14 protein-coding genes are annotated in these 14,305 nt (G+C 72.7%); 9 read left to right on the top strand and 5 right to left on the bottom strand.

Annotated elements, in window-relative coordinates; genetic code table 11:
- The first annotated feature begins 59 nt into the window (after positions 1–59).
- A complete protein-coding gene (locus E1281_RS10370) occupies positions 60–1,460 on the top strand; it encodes a dipeptidase (RefSeq protein WP_243716802.1) in 1,401 nt (466 codons plus the stop codon).
- A gap of 22 nt (positions 1,461–1,482) precedes the next feature.
- A complete protein-coding gene (gene nudC, locus E1281_RS10375; RefSeq protein ID WP_131877068.1) occupies positions 1,483–2,394 on the top strand; it encodes an NAD(+) diphosphatase in 912 nt (303 codons plus the stop codon).
- A gap of 149 nt (positions 2,395–2,543) precedes the next feature.
- On the opposite strand, the gene E1281_RS10380 is transcribed toward nudC, so the two are convergent.
- On the bottom strand, positions 2,544–2,834 hold the full coding sequence (locus tag E1281_RS10380) for a mycoredoxin (RefSeq protein ID WP_131877069.1): 291 nt from the start codon (positions 2,832–2,834) through the stop codon (positions 2,544–2,546).
- Between the two features lie 129 nt (positions 2,835–2,963).
- Between E1281_RS10380 and E1281_RS10385 the strand changes: the two genes are divergently transcribed.
- The 3 genes from E1281_RS10385 (at position 2,964) to E1281_RS10395 (ending at position 6,947) form a co-directional block, all read left to right on the top strand.
- Entirely contained in the window at positions 2,964–5,039 is a 2,076-nt protein-coding gene (locus E1281_RS10385) for an ATP-dependent DNA helicase UvrD2 (RefSeq protein WP_131877070.1), read from the top strand.
- Between the two features lie 98 nt (positions 5,040–5,137).
- Positions 5,138–6,010: an acyl-CoA thioesterase II gene (tesB, locus tag E1281_RS10390; RefSeq protein WP_131877071.1), complete on the top strand. Its 873-nt coding sequence runs from the start codon at positions 5,138–5,140 to the stop codon at positions 6,008–6,010.
- 658 nt (positions 6,011–6,668) lie between these two features.
- Positions 6,669–6,947 (top strand): WhiB family transcriptional regulator, encoded by a 279-nt coding sequence (locus tag E1281_RS10395; RefSeq protein WP_131877072.1) that lies wholly within the window; start codon positions 6,669–6,671, stop codon positions 6,945–6,947.
- A gap of 235 nt (positions 6,948–7,182) precedes the next feature.
- Here E1281_RS10395 and E1281_RS10400 read toward each other — a convergent pair whose 3' ends face one another.
- On the bottom strand, positions 7,183–8,514 hold the full coding sequence (locus tag E1281_RS10400) for an AarF/ABC1/UbiB kinase family protein (RefSeq protein WP_243716803.1): 1,332 nt from the start codon (positions 8,512–8,514) through the stop codon (positions 7,183–7,185).
- A 278-nt stretch (positions 8,515–8,792) separates the two neighbouring features.
- Here E1281_RS10400 and E1281_RS10405 point away from each other — a divergent pair, with 278 nt between their 5' ends.
- The 3 genes from E1281_RS10405 (at position 8,793) to E1281_RS10415 (ending at position 10,969) form a co-directional block, all read left to right on the top strand.
- Positions 8,793–9,593 carry an enoyl-CoA hydratase-related protein gene (locus E1281_RS10405; protein ID WP_131877074.1) on the top strand — a complete coding sequence of 267 codons (801 nt, stop codon included), beginning with the start codon at positions 8,793–8,795 and terminating at the stop codon, positions 9,591–9,593.
- A 156-nt stretch (positions 9,594–9,749) separates the two neighbouring features.
- Positions 9,750–10,313, top strand: coding sequence for a M48 family metallopeptidase (locus E1281_RS10410; protein ID WP_131877081.1), 564 nt, complete (start codon positions 9,750–9,752; stop codon positions 10,311–10,313).
- Complete coding sequence (locus E1281_RS10415) at positions 10,310–10,969, top strand: hypothetical protein (protein WP_243716805.1); 660 nt, start codon at positions 10,310–10,312, stop codon at positions 10,967–10,969. Before E1281_RS10410 ends, E1281_RS10415 begins: the two co-directional genes overlap by 4 nt.
- On the opposite strand, the gene E1281_RS10420 is transcribed toward E1281_RS10415, so the two are convergent.
- The 3 genes from E1281_RS10420 to E1281_RS10430 are packed head-to-tail and all read right to left on the bottom strand — an operon-like array spanning position 10,959 to position 13,110.
- Positions 10,959–11,495: an NUDIX hydrolase gene (locus E1281_RS10420; RefSeq protein ID WP_131877075.1), complete on the bottom strand. Its 537-nt coding sequence runs from the start codon at positions 11,493–11,495 to the stop codon at positions 10,959–10,961. The genes E1281_RS10415 and E1281_RS10420 overlap by 11 nt on opposite strands.
- A complete protein-coding gene (locus tag E1281_RS10425; protein ID WP_131877076.1) occupies positions 11,492–11,710 on the bottom strand; it encodes a hypothetical protein in 219 nt (72 codons plus the stop codon). Before E1281_RS10425 ends, E1281_RS10420 begins: the two co-directional genes overlap by 4 nt.
- Positions 11,707–13,110 (bottom strand): zinc-dependent metalloprotease, encoded by a 1,404-nt coding sequence (locus E1281_RS10430; protein ID WP_131877077.1) that lies wholly within the window; start codon positions 13,108–13,110, stop codon positions 11,707–11,709. The genes E1281_RS10425 and E1281_RS10430 overlap by 4 nt, the downstream gene beginning before the upstream one ends.
- 89 nt (positions 13,111–13,199) lie before the next feature.
- On the opposite strand from E1281_RS10430, the gene E1281_RS10435 reads away from it, so the two are divergent.
- On the top strand, positions 13,200–14,282 hold the full coding sequence (locus tag E1281_RS10435; RefSeq protein WP_131877078.1) for an NAD-dependent epimerase/dehydratase family protein: 1,083 nt from the start codon (positions 13,200–13,202) through the stop codon (positions 14,280–14,282).
- Positions 14,283–14,305: the final 23 nt, after the last annotated feature.

Raw genomic sequence — 14,305 nt, forward strand, 5'->3', positions numbered from 1 at the left:
GACGAGTGACCGGGATCCCTTACAGTTCCCTGACAGTACACATGCGAAGGGGCATGCAGGTGACCGACGTACAGCCGAGCGACGTGGCCGCGCACATCCAGGCCGGCCGGGACCGGTTCATCGCCGACCTCAAGGAATGGCTGGCGATCCCGTCGATCTCCGGGGATCCGGCCCACGCCGGGGACGTGCGGAAGTCCGCCGGATGGCTGGCCGGATACCTGCGCGACCAGGGCTTCCCCACGGTCGAGGTCTGGGAGACGCCCGGACTCCCCGCCGTCTACGCCGAATGGCCCGCCGAGGACCCCGCCGCCCCGGCCGTCGTCGTGTACGGCCACCACGACGTCCAGCCGGTCGAGCCGCTGGACGAGTGGGACACCGACCCGTTCGCGCCGGTGGAGAACGGCGACCGGCTCATCGGGCGCGGCGCGTCCGACGACAAGGGGCAGATCTTCTTCCACACGCTCGGGATCAGCGCGTCGCTCGCCGCGTCCGGGCGGAAGGCGCCGCCCGTCACGGTCAAGCTCCTGGTGGAGGGCGAGGAGGAGTCCGGGTCGGTGCACTTCGCCGACCTGCTGCGCACCCACCGGGAACGGCTCGCCTGCGACGCCGTCGTCATCAGCGACACCACGATGTGGGCGGCGGACGTCCCGTCGATGTGCACCGGGATGCGCGGCCTGACCGAGGCCGAGGTCACGCTGCGGGGACCGTCCTCCGACCTGCACTCCGGCTCCTTCGGCGGCGCGGTGCCGAACCCTCTGCAGGCCATGGCGAAACTGCTCGCCGCCCTGCACGACGCCGACGGCCGCGTCACCCTCCCCGGCTTCTACGACGACGTCGTCCCGCTGACGGACGAGGAGCGGGAGCTGTTCGCACGGCTCCCGTTCGACGAGGACGAGTGGCTGCGGGGCGCCGGCGACAGCCGCGCCGCCCACGGAGAGAAGGGCTACAGCACCCTGGAGAGGATCTGGGCCCGGCCCACGGCCGAGATCAACGGCATGTGGGGCGGGCACACCGGACCCGGCGGCAAGACCATCGTCCCCCGGGACGCGCACGCCAAGATCTCGTTCCGGCTGGTCGCGGGCCAGGATCCCCGCAAGGTTCAGGAGGCGTTCACGGCGTGGGTCGCCGAGCAGGCCCCGCCCGGCGTCGAGGCCGAGGTGCGCGTCTCCGGCGCCGGCGTCCGGCCGTGCTTCTCGCCGATCGACTCCGCCGGCGTCAAGGCCGCGCGCCGCGCGATGGAGCGGGCGTTCGGCACGGAGGTCCTGTTCACCCGCGAAGGCGGCAGCGGCCCCGAGGCCGACCTCGCCGACATCCTGGGCGCGCCGCTGGTCTTCGTCGCGGTCGGGCTGAACGGCGACCGCATCCACGCCCCGAACGAGAAGGTCGAGATCCCGCTGCTCCTCAAGGGCGCCGAAGCCGCCGCGTACCTGTGGGAAGAACTCGCCACGGCGCTGCGCTGACGACCCCGGAGAGGAGCACGACGTGACCGAAGGCCCCCTGGAGTGGCTGGCCCTCGCGCGCGGCACCCTCGACAGGGGCGCGCTGAACCGCCGCGACGACGCCTGGCTGGACGCCGCCTGGGCGGACCCGGGCACCCGCGTGGTCGTCGTCGAAGACGGTCGCGCGCTGGTGAGCCATGAGCCCGACCCCGCGCTCGTCCTCGTCCCGCCGGAGCAGGCGCCCGGCGGTGAGCGCTGGCTCCTCGGCGTGGACGCCGCCGGCACCGCCTACTTCGGGACGTCCGGGCCGCTGCCCGCCATCGAGGGGGCGCAGCCGTCCGGGCTCCGCCGCGTCGGCGCCGTCCTCGGCGACCGGGACTCCGGGCTGCTCACCCACGTCGTGGCGCTGGAGCACTGGCACAGGAACAACCGGTACTGCCCGCGCTGCGGCACCGAGACGCGAACGGCCTCCGCCGGGCACGTGCGCGTGTGCCCCGAGGACGGATCCCAGCACTTCCCCCGCGTCGACCCGGCCGTGATCATGCTGGTGACCGACGGGGACGACCGGATCCTGCTGGCCCGCGGGCCGCAGTGGCCCGCCGACCGCCGCTCGATCCTCGCCGGGTTCGTCGAACCGGGCGAGTCCCTCGAACAGGCCGTCGCCCGGGAGGTGAAGGAGGAGGTCGGGCTGCCCGTCCGGGACGTCCGCTACCTCGGCAGCCAGCCGTGGCCGCTGCCGCAGAGCCTCATGCTCGGCTTCACCGCCAAGGCGGACGGCGACGTCCCGCTGGCTCCCGACCCGGAGGAGATCCTGGACGCCGCCTGGTACACCCGCGACGAGCTCCGCGCCGCCATCGACGCCGGCGACATCGTCGCACCGGGGCCCCTGTCCATCGCCGCCCAGCTCATCATGCGCTGGTACGGCGGCGAACTTCCGAGGATGCCCGTCTTCTGACGGAGGGTGCCGGAGGGGCGCTCCCCGCGCACGCGGGCACGGAAAGGCCCGCCGACCGCGAGGTCGGCGGGCCCTGTGTTCGGCGCCCTGTGTTCGGCGCCCTGTGTTCGGCGCCCTGTGTTCGGCGCTCGGTGTTCAGCGCTCGGTGTTCAGCGCTCGGTCTGCAGTTCCGCGAGGCGGCGCTTGACTTCCTTCGCGCTGGGGTTGGTGGCGGCGGAGCCGTCGGGGAACGTGACCGTCGGGACCGTCATGTTTCCGCCGTTGACGCTCATGACGAAGTCGGCGGCCTCCGGGTCGCGCTCGATGTCGACCTCCACCATCTCGATGCCGTCGCGCGCGAGCTGGCTCTTGAGCCGCCGGCAGAACCCGCACCAGGACGTCGTGTACATGGTGAGCTGGCCGGTCGGGCCCTTGGCCCGGTCGGTCGTCGGCGTCGCCATCGCTCCGTCGTCTCCCTCGTTCGTTCGTACGATTCGCCTACCGAGAACAGTAGTCAGGCGTCCCGCATTCCGTTGTCCACAATCCGCGTGCCGGGTGATGCGGGTGGTGCGGGCTGCGAGTATGGGGGGATGTTGGCTGAGTCGGTGCTGGAGGGACTCGACCCCGAACAGCGGGCGGTCGCCGAGGCGGTGAAGGGCCCCGTGTGCGTGCTGGCGGGCGCGGGGACGGGCAAGACCAGGGCCATCACGCATCGCATCGCCTACGCGACGCTGACCGGGGTGGTGACGCCGCAGCGGGTGCTGGCCGTGACGTTCACCACGCGGGCGGCGGGCGAGCTGCGCGGCCGGCTGCGGCAGCTCGGCGCGCCCGGCGTGCAGGCGCGCACGTTCCACGCGGCGGCGCTGCGCCAGCTCACCTACTTCTGGCCGCGCGTCGTCGGCGGCGAGCCGCCCAAGATCGTCGACTCGAAGATCGGGCTGGTCGCGGACGCGGCGCGGGCGTGCCGGCTGTCGCTCGGCCGGGCGGAGCTGCGCGACGTCGCGAGCGAGATCGAATGGGCGAAGGTCACCCAGCACCGCCCCGAGGACTACCCGGCCGCGGTCGTCCAGGCCGGCCGCAGGCCGCCGGCCGAGATCGTGGACGTGGCGCGCGTCTACGCGATGTACGAGCAGCTCAGGCGGGAACGCAACCTGCTCGACTTCGAGGGGATGCTGGAGCTGACCGCGGCCGTCCTCACCGAGCACCGGGAGGTGGCGAACCAGGTCCGCGAGCAGTACCGGTACTTCGTCGTGGACGAGTTCCAGGACGTCAACCCGCTGCAGAAGATGCTGCTCGACACCTGGCTCGGCGACCGCGACGACCTGTGCGTCGTCGGCGACCCCAACCAGACGATCTACTCCTTCACCGGCGCGTCCCCGTCCCACCTGCTCGGCTTCACCCGCGAGCACCCGGACGCCAAGGTCGTCAGGCTCGTCCGCGACTACCGGTCGACGCCGCAGGTGGTGCGGCTGGCGAACGGCGTCATCGAGCAGGCGAAGGGCGACGGCGCGGTCCGGCACCGGCTGGAGCTCCAGGCCCAGCGCGAGCAGGGGCCCGACCCGGTGTTCAACGAGTACGACGACGAGGTCGCCGAGGCCGACGACGCGGCACGGCGGGCGCGCAAGCTCATCGACGAGGGCGTCCCGGCGCGGGAGATCGCGATCCTGTACCGGATCAACGCGCAGTCCGAGACGTACGAGTCGGCGCTGGCGGCGGCCGGCGTCCCCTATGTGCTGCGCGGCGCGGAGCGGTTCTTCGAGCGGCCCGAGGTACGCGAGGCGGTGGTCCGGCTGCGCGGCGCGGCGCGGGCGGGCGCCGACGCGGAGACCGATGGGACGGGGCTGATACTGACGGTCCGGCACGTCCTGTCGGGAGCCGGGTTCTCGGACGTGCCGCCCGAGGGCGCGGGTGCGGCCCGTGCGCGCTGGGAGTCGCTCGCAGCGCTCGCGCAACTCGCCGAGGACATGGCCGCCGACAACCCGAAGGCCGGCCTGTCCGACTTCGTCGCCGAACTGGAGGAACGCGCCGCGGCCCAGCACGCGCCGCCTCTGGAGGGCGTCACGCTGGCATCGCTGCACGCCGCCAAGGGCCTGGAGTGGGACGCGGTGTTCCTGGTCGGGCTCGTCGAGGGCACGCTGCCGATCATCTACGCGGAGACGCCCGCCCAGGTCGAGGAGGAACGCCGGCTGCTGTACGTGGGCGTCACGCGGGCCCGCGTCCACCTGTCGCTGTCGTGGGCGCTGTCGCGCTCGCCCGGAGGGGCGCGCCACCGCCGCCCGTCCCGCTTCCTGTCCGGCCTGACCGGCAAGACCACCACGCACACGCCCGTCCGCGCCGACCGGACGAAGCGGCGCGCCGCCAAGGGCCCGCAGCCGTGCCGGGTGTGCGGCCGCCCGCTCACCGCCGCCGTCGAACGCAAACTCGGCCGCTGCGAGGACTGCCCGTCCGAGCTGAACGAGGAACTCCTCATCGCGCTCAAGGAGTGGCGCGCCCGGGTGTCGTCCGAGCAGAAGATCCCCGCCTACGTCGTGTTCACGGACGCCACCCTTCAGGCGATCGCCGAACACGCCCCCGAGTCCCTGGAGGAACTGGCCCGGATTCCCGGCGTCGGAAAGGTCAAACTGGACCGCTACGGCGAAGCCCTCCTCACCCTCCACACTCCCTGACCCCCTCTCCCGCGCGGCCCTGCGTCGCCGTGGTGCGGGCCCGCCGGGGCCCGGGGGTGAGATATTGACCCGATGGCCGATACGGAAGACTGGCGGGCGTGAAGGAACCCCTGAAGGAACTGCTGGATCTGCTCGACCTCGAGCAGATCGAGAACGACATCTTCCGCGGCCGCAGCCCCGAGGAGCGGCGGCAGCGCGTCTTCGGAGGCCAGGTGGCCGGGCAGGCGCTCGTCGCCGCCGGGCGGACCGTGCCGGCGAACCGGCCCGTGCACTCGCTGCACGCCTACTTCATCCGTCCGGGCGATCCGCTCGTCCCGATCGTCTACACGGTCGACCGGGTCCGGGACGGCCGGTCCTTCACCACGCGGCGCGTCACCGCCGTCCAGCACGGCAAGGCGATCTTCACGCTGTCGGCCTCGTTCCAGATCGTCGAGGACGGACCCGCCCACCAGTCGGCGATGCCGGACGCCCCCGCCCCCGAGGCGCTCCCGGACGGCCTGGCGCGCCTGACGCCCCTGTTCGGCGAGGTCGGCGCGCGGGAGTTCGTGACGCGGCGCCCGTTCGACATCCGGCACGCCACGCCGCTGACGTGGGAGGCGGCCAAGGACCCGTCCCTCGCCACCCCCGAGTCGAAGGTGTGGCTCAAGGTCGACGGCGAGTTGCCGGACGATCCGCTCCTGCACGTCTGCCTGATGACCTACGCCTCGGACATGACCTTGCTCGACACCGTCCTGCTCAACCACGGCCTGGCCTGGGGAGACAAGCGGACGATGGGCGCCAGCCTGGACCATGCCATGTGGTTCCACCGGCCGTTCCGGGCCGACGACTGGCTGCTGTACTACCAGGACACGCCGTTCGCCGGCGGTGCGCGGGGGCTCGCCCGCGGCCAGGTGTTCACCAGGTCGGGGAAGCTGGTCGTGTCGGTCATGCAGGAGGGGCTCGTCCGCGTCGCGGACTCGCCGCGGCACTGAGCGGGCCCGCGCCGGCCCGGACGTGGTTGTGGGGCTCCCAGGAGCATTCGACGCTCCCCGGACGCGGCGAGTTCCCCGGGACGAACGTGAACTCACCCACAAATCCGCAGGTCAAAAATACCTTGTTGATTCAGCGAGGTCCCCGTACGCTCTAACGCGAGCAATCAACACGGCCGCCGTGCGGATCTTGAATCCCCCGGTGCGGCCCGAGGAGCCAGGAAGGTGGTGTGCAGTCCGGTGAGTAGCACGTTGTTCAAATCCACGTCGTCCTGGACCGCCGCATGCCCTGGCGCCTCGATGTTCGATGCCCCAGCCGCGTATTCGGTGATCTCCGTTGTGCGACTGCGCGACTCCCGCGGAATGCGCGGCGTGAATGCGCGTCGACTGCACCTCGCGCAGCGAATCCAGGACGACCAGGGGCGGAGTGTCTTCGAACACCTTCTCGAGGACATGAGCGTCCCGGCTCCGGCCACGGCCCACGTGGGCGTCACCCCCAAGGGTGGCGTGTCGGGTCCGTACCCCTGGAGGCGACCGGTCTAGAAAAGGCCGGCAAGCCCCCAGGCCGCGGATCCAGACCGGATCCGCGGCCTTCTTCTTTGCCCGGACAACCCATCGACACGCCCGTTGAGATCCAACGAGAGGAACAAGGGTGACTGTGATGCAGGGGGCACTCGCAGTAAGCGAGGAGGACCTCACTCTTCCGTGCCGGACCGACCCGGAGCTGTTCTTCGCCGAGGCTCCCGCCGACGTCGAGCTCGCCAAGGCCCTGTGCCTGGAGTGCCCGCTCCGCAAGGAGTGCCTCGCCGGGGCGCTCGAGCGCAAGGAGCCCTGGGGCGTCTGGGGCGGCGAGCTGTTCGTCCGCGGTGTGATCGTTCCGCGCAAGCGGCCGCGTGGCCGTCCGCGCAAGCACCCGCGGCCGGACGAAGTGACCGTGTGAGGAGGCGCGGCCCCGGACGGGGACCGCGCCTCCGGGCGCCGCAGCCGCGCAGGCCATGAGCCCGCGACGGTCGCAGGCCGCCGTCCGCCCTTCTTGGATGGTTTGGCGGACGGCGCGCCTCCCGGCGGGCGCCTGGAGCACGTCCGGTGGCCCACTTCGCCGGACGTGCGAAAGCGGGGCCCCGCGCACCTACATCAGTGCGCGGGGCCCCGCTGGCGTTCAGGGACTTCCGGATTCAGCTGGAGACGAGTTCGCCGTCCTCGTCGTCGGCGAAGCCCGGGACCCAGGCCAGCGCCTCGCCGCGGGCCGGGATCTCGCATTCGAGCTGGCACAGGACACCGGTCCCGGCCGACAGGACCCGGTGGATGATCACGTACTCCGGCGGCAGGTTCAGCTGCCGGACCACGTTGGACGGCCGCATGTCGGTGACCCGAGCGGCCATGTCGCGCAGCCACTCCCTGTTGAACTTGAACGTCTCGCTGACGAACGGCTCGGTCACCGGGGCCAGGAACGCCTGGAGCGACTCGGCGTCGACCTCCACGCCCTCGCGGATGAAGTCCTCCCGGCGCAGCGCCTCCTCGATCTCGTCGATGTCGGCCATCGTGCCGATCCGCAGCAGCAGGCCGAGCCGCTGCTGGAAACCGCCGGGGATGCGGTCGACGGCGCCGAAGTCCATGACGCCGAGGCGGCCGTCCTCCAGCAGCCGGAAGTTGCCGGGGTGCGGGTCGCCGTGCAGCATCCCGGACCGCTTCGGGCCGGAAAACAGGAAGCGGCAGTACAGCAGGGCCGCGTGGTCGCGGGTCTCCTGGTCCCCTTCGCTGATGATCTTCGAGAGGGCGGTCCCGTCGATCCACTCGCTGATCAGGATGTCGCCGTCCTGCGCGATGACCTCGGGGATGTAGAAGTCGGGGTCGTCCTTGTAGGCGTCCCGGAAGACCATCTGGGATTCGGCCTCGATCGTGTAGTCGAGCTCCTCGGCCACCCGTTCCTTCAGCTCGGCGAGCATGGACTTGACGTCCAGGCCGGGCATCAGGACGGCGAACATCCGGCCGAGCCGGGCGAGCTGGTTGAAGTCGCTGATCAGCGCCTTCCCGGCGCCCGGGTACTGCACCTTCACGGCGACGGCGCGGCCGTCGTGCCAGACGGCGCGGTGCACCTGCCCGATGGACGCGGCGGCCGCCGGCTCGTCGTCGAACGACTCGAAGTAGACCCGCCAGTCCTCCCCGAGGAACTCGGCCAGGACCTTGTGGACGGTGGCCGCCGGGAGCGGGGGAGCGGCCTCCTGCAGCTTGGTCAGCGTGGCGCGGTACGGACCCGCGATCTCCGGCGGGAGCGCCGCCTCGAAGATCGACAGCATCTGGCCGAGCTTCATCGCCCCGCCCTTGAGCTCGCCCAGCACCTTGAACAGCTGCTCGGCGGTGCGCTGCTGGATCTCCGTCGCGACGGCCTCGGCGGGCCGCCCGAAAGTGCGCTTCCCCATGCCGAGCGCGGTGCGACCCGCGAAGCCGATGGGGAGGGACGCCAGCTTTGCTGACCGCGTCACCGCGCGGCGGGGAAGATCGCTCACGCCGACCATTGTCGGTGATCGGCTGTCGTTAACGCCACACTGACCAGCAACAATCGTTGACCCTCGACCATTCGCACGGCCGCGACCTGCGAAGATATGGTAAGTGTGCGCTTTCTCACGCCGGGTGAGGGACGTCCGGCGAGGCCGGAGCGGTCTGCGCGCCATGGTATGCGCGCCTTTCACGGCGACGTTGCCGGGCGGACGTGCGGATGGGCCGGCCGGGTGCTTCCCGGGGCCCGGGGGAGAAGCGTTCCGGGGCGCGCGGTACGGTGCGGGCCATGCCCGATGAGAACGCCGATGTGCTGCTGGTCGAACGCCGTCCCGGCGGGATCGTCGTCCTCACGCTGAACGATCCCGGCCGCCGCAACGCGATGTCGGACGAGATGACCGCCGCCTGGAAGGCGGCGATCGAGGAGATCGCCGCGGACGCGCAGGTCCGCTGCGTCGTGCTGACCGGGGCGGGCAGCGCGTTCAGTTCCGGTGGCGACCTGTCCTGGCTCGCCGACACCAACGCCGTCGCCGTTCCCGCGCTGCGCGACCAGATGCTGGCCTTCTACCGGACGTGGCTGATGATCCGCGATCTGGAGGTGCCGACGATCGCGGCCGTCAACGGGCACGCCGTCGGGGCCGGGATGTGTCTCGCGCTGGCCTGCGACCTGCGGTACGCGGCGTCCGGCGCCGAGCTCCTGGCCCCCTTCGCCGCGCTCGGGCTGCACCCGGGAATGGCCGCCACCTGGCTGCTCCCCGAAGTGGCGGGCCTGCCCCTGGCCCGCGAGATGCTGCTGGCCGGACGCGTCCTCACCGGCGACGAGGCCGCGAGCCACGGGCTGGTCAACCGCGCCGTCCCGCGCGACGACGTGCTGGCGGAGGCGCTCGCCGTCGCCGGGCGGATCGCCGCGCAGGGGCCGGTCGCGACCCGGCTCACCAAGGTCGCGCTGTCGAACGGGGGGCACCCCGACATGGAGTCGGCGCTGCGCTGGGAATCGCTCGCGCAGCCCGTCACGATGTCGTCCGCGGACATGCTGGAAGGTCTCGCGGCACAGCGCGAAAGGCGCGCCCCGCGATTCACCGGTGAGTAAAGGCGGAGGCGATGCCGCCGTGAACGGCTTCTTAAAAGATAGGGCCTGACCTGCGGCAACGTCAATCACCCCCTATGGGGCGCGCAAAATTTCGAGTACGGTTCAGGCGTGCCCACTAACGTTGAGGTTCGCCGAAGCGCGAGGCGCCGGCGCACCGTGTCCGCCTACCGCGATGGCGACAAGGTGGTGGTGATGGTTCCGTCCAGGCTGAGCAAGGCCGAAGAAGAACAGTGGATCGCCACCATTCTGGAACGGCTTGAGGAGCGCGAACGCCGCCGTCGGCCCAGCGACGCCGACCTCCAGGCGCGGGCCCGGGAACTGTCCCGCCGCTACCTCGACGGCCGCGCCGATCCGGTCAGCGTCCGCTGGGTCGCCAACCAGCGCACCCGCTGGGGATCGTGCACCCCCGACGACGGCACCATCCGGCTTTCCACCCGCCTGCGCGGCATGCCGGCCTGGGTCGTCGACTACGTTCTCGTCCACGAGCTGGCGCACCTGCTCATCCCCGGGCACGGCGCCGACTTCTGGGAACTGGTCGGCAACTACCCGAAGGCCGACCGCGCCCGCGGCTACCTGGAGGGCGTCGCCGCCGCCGCGCACCTGCCCCTTGAGGCGGACACGCCCGACGCCGAGATCGCCGGCGCCTCCGACCCGGGGGACATCCACCACGGGGACGGCCTGCACCCCGGCGGCGAGTTCCCGCGCGAGGTCGCCGGGTGACCGACGCCCCGGTGAACGGGGGCATCGCCCGCTTCGCCGCGGTGCTGTCGCTCCCCGCCAGGCGGACGGACGTTCCGCCCGGGATCGACCCCGGCGAGTTCCGCCTTGCCCTCCTTGAGGACACCTACGAGGTCGTCGACGGACTGGAACTGGTGACGTCCGCCCTCGTCCTCGACCCGCCCGGCCAGCCGGACGCCGAGGCCGTGACCTGGCCCGGCACGCCGGTCGTCCGCGAATCCACCCTCGCGGGCGCGTTCGCCGCGCTGCACGCCCTCGGCGCCGGCGCCGCAGCGCTGGTCGCGCAGGACGCGCCGGACCTGCCGCCGCTGCTGATCGGCAAGCTCTTCCGCGCCCTCGGCAGCGCGCCGTCCGCCGCGTGCCGGGCCGACGGCGCCGCCGGCCCGGACGGGCTGGTCGCCCTCGCCGCGCGCCTTCCGCTGCCGGAGTGGCTGGACACCGCGCTCCGGGAAGTCGACCTCGACACCCCCGACGCGCTGGACCGGCTGCGGGCCGCCGCACCGCGTCCCGGCCTGGTCCCGCAGGGCCCCGCCTGGCACCGCCTCCGCACCAGCGCCGACCTGCGCCTCCTCGACCCTGGCCTGGAAGGCTGGGAGAACACCCGCGCCCTGCTCGAAGGCCACCCGCTCAACTCCTGACGGCCCGCGCCACGAGCGTCCGGACCGCGTCGTCGGTGGGCTCCGGAAGCTCGTCCACCGGGAACCAGCCGAGATCGTCCGACTCGTCGCTCACCTGGTGGCGGGCGCGCTCCGGGGCGATCGCGACGTACTGGACGTCCAGGTGCCAGCTGCCCTGCGGATGGCAGCCGACCCGGTGCCGGTCGAGCCGGACCGGCTCGGGCAGCAGCCGCAGCCCCCGGATGCCGGACTCCTCCTCCGCCTCCCGCAGCGCCGCGTCCGCCAGCGTGGCATCGCCGGGCTCGCAGTGCCCGCCGAGCTGCAGCCACGCTTTGATCTTCGAGTGCAGCGTCAGCAGCACCCGCGTCCGGGACGCGTCGAGCACGGCCGTGCTGGCGGTGATGTGCCCGTCAACGCACTCCCGCCACATCCCGTCCGCCGGATGCTCCTCCAGATGCCGCAGGAACTCCAGCCTGGCCTTCTCCTGCCCGGAATCAGGCGCCCGCCATCCCGAAAGCACCTGGACGGCGTCACCGCGCAGTGTCACGTGCGGCCCACGCGCGGATACCGGGAGTTGGCGGGATGGCGGCGGCGGCGCTCCTGGTCGATCGGCCGGTGCCAGCACAGGCCGGCCCGCGCGATGCGCCACCGTCCACCAGCCCCCGCCCACCGCCAGTCACTCGACGAGCACCCGGCCGCGTTCGGGGACGATCCCGGCGCGTAGCGGCAGCCCCGCACGCGCGTCTCGCGCGAGCGGCTCATGCCCGGGGCCCGCCTTCGTCCGGGCCCGCGTCCTCGCCGGGGCCCTCGTCGCCCTTGCCGTCGCCCGGACCGCCCTCGTCGTCCGGCGCGCCGCCCTTGCCCTCCTCGCGGGGCTTGGTGAGCTCCGAGATGTCCAGATCGGACAGGCCCTCGATCTCGTCGCGGCCGTGCACGAAGCCTTCCGGGTCGTCGAGGTCGTCGGAGGTGGGGAGCAGGTCGGGGTGCTCCCACACCGCGTCCCGGCCCTGGGTGCCGCGCACCTCCGTGAGCGTCCGCCACAGCGTCGCCGCCTCGCGCAGCCGCCGGGGCCGCAGTTCGAGGCCGACGAGCGTCGCGAACGTCCGCTCCGCCGGGCCGCCGGTCGCGCGGCGCCGCCGGACCGCCTCGGCCAGCTTGACCGAGCCGGGCAGCCGCCCCTGCGCGGCATCGTTGACCACCGTGTCGACCCAGCCCTCGACCAGCGCGAGGGTGGTCTCCAGGCGGGCCAGCGCGGCCTTCTGCCGCGGCGACTCCTCCGGCTGGAGCTGGATCTCGCCGCCGAGCGCCTCCTGGATCGCCTCCGGGTTGCTCAGGTCGAGGCCCTGGACGGCCTGCTCGATGCCCGACAGGTCGACGGTGATGCCGCGCGCGTACTCCTCGACCGCGCCCAGCAGGTGCGAGCGCAGCCACGGGACGTGCGCGAACAGCCGCTGGTGGGCGGCCTCGCGCAGCGCCAGGTACAGGCGGACCTCCTCGCCGGAGACCTCCAGGCCGGAGCCGAACTCCTCGACGCCCGCGGGCAGCAGCGCGCCGACGCCGTCCGGCGCGAGCGGCAGGCCCACGTCGGCGGAGCCGGTCACCTCGCGGGCCAGGGCGCCGAGCGCCTGCCCGGCCTGGCCGCCGACCATCGCGCCGGCCATCTGCTTGACCATCCCGATCAGCGGGCCGGCCATCGCCTGCATGTCGGCGGGCATCTCGCCGCCGCCGAGCGCCCCGCCCATGGACTCCACCATGCGGGTCGCGATCGGGTCGCATACCTTCGCCCATACGGGAAGCGTCTGCTCGATCCATTCGGACCGGCTCCACGCCTGCGGGGTCCGGATGCCGGCGGGCAGCGTCGTCTTCTCGTCCAGCCAGAGCTCGGCCAGGCGCAGCGCCTCCTCCACCTGGCGACGCTCGCTGTCGACGACCGACGGGTCGCCCTTCTCGACGACCTGGTGCCGCGCGATGTTCTTGGCCAGATCCCAGTTCAGGGGGCCGCCGCCCCCGGCGCCCGCCCCCTGGCCGCCGATCATGTCGGCGAACCGGTGCAGCATGTCGGCGAACTGCGCCATGTCGCCGCCCATGCCCTTGAATGGATCCTGGGGCCGGTCGTCGTCTCCGTCGCCGGGACGGTTGAAGCCGAAGGGAGTGTCACTCATCGGATCGCCCCTGGGATGCATGATGGGCTCATATCCGCAACGTTAGCCGGTTCAGGCAAGGTCGCGTACACAAGGAAGGAGGCACCCCCATGGCAACGGGCAAGGTTCGCCCTCGGCGTAGCAAGGCTCCGGTCGTCGCCGTCACCGGCGCGGCGTCCGGGACGGGGCGGCTGCTGGCCGCCCGGCTCGCCGGGCGCGAGGAGATCCGCAAGGTCGTCGCCATCGACGCGCACCGCGGCGACGTGCCCGGAGTCACATGGCGTGTCGTCGACATCAGGGACCCGCTGCTGTCCAACCGGCTCTCCGACGTGGACGTGATCGTCAACCTGGACGTCGAGCACTCCCCGGACGTGGACTCCCGCGACCGGCGCACCCACAACGTCCGCGGCGCCCAGACCGTGGTGACCGCCGCCGCGGCCGCCCGCGTCCGCCGCGTGGTCCTCGTCACATCCGCGATGGTGTACGGGGCCGGACCCGGCAACGAGGTCCCGCTCTCCGAGGACGCGCCGCTGCTCGCCGAGGCCGACGCCAGCCTCGCCGGCGACCACCTGGAGATGGAGGAGCTGGCCGCGACCGCGCCGGTCACCCACCCCGGGCTGGGCGTCACCGTCGTCCGTCCCGCCGCGCTGGCCGGGCCCGGCGTCGACACCGCCGTCACCCGCCACTTCGAGGCGCCGCGGCTGCTGACGGTCAAGGGCAGCACGCCCGGCTGGCAGTTCTGCCACATCGAGGACCTCGCCGCCGCCCTGGAGGTCGTCGTCACCGGCGAGCTGACCGGGCCCGTCGCGGTCGGCAGCGAGGGCTGGCTCGGTCCCGACGAGGTGACCGAGGTCACCGGCAAGCGGACCTTCGAGCTGCCCGCCGCGCTCACGTTCGGGACGGCGCAGCGGCTGCACCGCCTCGGCATGACCCCGGTGCCCGCCACCGACCTGCACTACGTCGCCTACCCGTGGGTCGTGGACTGCGCACGGCTGCGCGCCGCCGGCTGGAAACCGCTCCACGACAACGCGTCCGCGCTGCGCGCCATCATGGAGGAGACCACCGGGCACCACGCCGTCGTCGGACGCCGCGTCGGCGGCAAGGAGGCGACGGTCGCGACCGCCGCGGGCGCCACCGTCGCCGCCCTCGGCGCCGCCGCCGCCATCCACCGAGCCCGCAAACGCCGCCGCTGACCCACCCCCTACACGCCCGCCAC

This window comes from Actinomadura sp. KC345, assembly GCF_004348515.1.
Classification (GTDB): Bacteria; Actinomycetota; Actinomycetes; order Streptosporangiales; family Streptosporangiaceae; genus Spirillospora.

Bases quoted from the DNA above. Each gene is read 5' to 3' on its own strand.
- E1281_RS10380 (WP_131877069.1), bottom strand. From the start codon at position 2,834: ATGGCGACGCCGACGACCGACCGGGCCAAGGGCCCGACCGGCCAGCTC.
- E1281_RS10385 (WP_131877070.1), top strand. From the start codon at position 2,964: ATGTTGGCTGAGTCGGTGCTGGAGGGACTCGACCCCGAACAGCGGGCG.
- E1281_RS10395 (WP_131877072.1), top strand. From the start codon at position 6,669: ATGCAGGGGGCACTCGCAGTAAGCGAGGAGGACCTCACTCTTCCGTGC.
- E1281_RS10405 (WP_131877074.1), top strand. From the start codon at position 8,793: ATGCCCGATGAGAACGCCGATGTGCTGCTGGTCGAACGCCGTCCCGGC.
- E1281_RS10425 (WP_131877076.1), bottom strand. From the start codon at position 11,710: ATGAGCCGCTCGCGCGAGACGCGCGTGCGGGGCTGCCGCTACGCGCCG.
- E1281_RS10430 (WP_131877077.1), bottom strand. From the start codon at position 13,110: ATGAGTGACACTCCCTTCGGCTTCAACCGTCCCGGCGACGGAGACGAC.
- E1281_RS10435 (WP_131877078.1), top strand. From the start codon at position 13,200: ATGGCAACGGGCAAGGTTCGCCCTCGGCGTAGCAAGGCTCCGGTCGTC.